Genomic DNA, 1259 nt, shown 5'->3' on the forward strand with positions numbered 1-1259 from the left:
CGAGCTTACAGCTACCGTCTTGATCGTCAAGCTGCTGTAGCGTAATTCTCGTCATACTTTTGCTGTTTCATCACAACACCGTAGCAGATGTGTACCAGCTTTCTCATCACCCCGCCCAGCGCTGACATCTTCGCTTTTCCCGCCGCCAGAAGGCGATCATAAAACTGTTTGAGCAGAGGGTTGTGTTTGACGGCAACTATTGCAGCCATAAAGAGTTTGGCTCTCACTTCTGGAGGACCATTCTTTGATAGTCTTGTTCTGCCGCGGACAGAGCTTCCTGAGCGTTTTTCCTTAGGTACAACCCCCACCCAGGATGCTGCCTGTTCTGCACTGATGAAGTGATTTCCCCTCAGGACTACCAGCATTGTACTCCCGACTGCTGACCCTATCCCTTTTATCGACGTCAGATATTCCATATCCCGTTTCAGATCAGGATGGTTATCGATATGGTTATCAATCAGCGCTTGTACCACCTGCAGTTCGTTGTTCAGCACCTGAAGCATCTTTCTGACAGAGGCTTCAACCAGCAATGAACATCGCGTTGAGAGAAGTTTCTCGAGTCGGCTTTTTTCACGACCCACATCGTGTACCAACGCATCACGTCTGCTGAGGAGTGCTTTTAGTTCGTGGATAGCGGGAGAAGGGGGCTGCCACACATCCGGCTGACGCATAGCACCATACTGGGCTAAAACGTCAGCATCGACAGTATCATTTTTAGTGAGGATACCCATGCCCTGAGCAAAGGCACGGACGCGGGCAGGATTGGCAATGACGACGCGTACAGCCCGCTCATAAAGGCCGTAAGCCAGATGTTCATGGTAAGTGCCTGTTGACTCCATCACCACCTGAACATCCGTGGGAGCGACTTTCTGCTTTGCCAGCCATTCCAGAACGCTGACTGCGACATCAGGTCCGTTAGTCAGTATTTTGGTTTTCTTGCGACCTTTCGGGCCATCTGGCCTGAGGCATAAGTCTATTTTGCTTTTTCCGACATCAATACCTAACTGAATCACACGTGTCTCCTTTCACATATAACCATCACGCCCATTTTCCTTGTTCATGCGGAGTCTATGCTCCTGGCTACCGTTCAAAGTTGATGCTGGCGTGAAAGGTGAAACAGGGGATCTCAGCTGTAAGACAAGGTCTGACCTTATAGGACGTACCAGATTCACCCTGTTTCAGGTGATGGTAGCTAACCATCACCCACTACCTAGTTCAAGATACAATGGACGTACTTGCAGCGTCTTTACGATCTATCC

The 1259-nt window shown here is 49.7% G+C and carries 1 protein-coding gene; it reads right to left on the minus strand.

All coding sequences use genetic code 11. The annotated features are described in order from the left end of the window. Positions 1–26: 26 nt before the first annotated feature. The gene (locus A0G03_RS20570; protein ID WP_048263420.1) at positions 27–1013 is read right to left on the minus strand and encodes an IS110 family RNA-guided transposase; all 987 of its coding nucleotides are present in this window, start codon (positions 1011–1013) and stop codon (positions 27–29) included. Positions 1014–1259: the final 246 nt, after the last annotated feature.

The organism is Pectobacterium peruviense (assembly GCF_002847345.1).
GTDB classification, from domain to species: Bacteria; Pseudomonadota; Gammaproteobacteria; order Enterobacterales; family Enterobacteriaceae; genus Pectobacterium; species Pectobacterium peruviense.